General features: G+C 65.3%; 1 protein-coding gene. It reads right to left on the bottom strand.

Going from position 1 to position 251, the window contains the following annotated elements:
• Positions 1–251: DUF1330 domain-containing protein (locus ACPYOM_RS23190; protein ID WP_481347773.1), on the bottom strand; the 251-nt coding region annotated here is incomplete at both ends.

The raw sequence follows: 251 nt of genomic DNA, 5'->3' as shown, positions 1-251 counted from the left end.
ACCTGCGTCCGGATATTGGGGGACGAAACGGGGGATGAAATACGGAGGCGAAAAAAAGCCACCGGGCCGCTGGCCGTCCGTCTGGACAGGCTGGCGGCGCGATGACTCGTGCAGGGCATGGCGGGGGACCAGACGCCTTCGACGACGATCATGCGCATCACGCCGGCGTACTCGCGCAGCGACTTCGCATGCTGGTAGGTCTCCGAGTCGTAGAAGGCCTTGGCCGCGGCGCGATCGGGGAACTTCAGCAC

The sequence above is a fragment of the Monashia sp. HAY1-2A genome, assembly GCF_056755315.1.
Note: the sequence above shows the minus strand (reverse complement) of the source record. Positions and strands in the feature narration are given on the sequence as shown.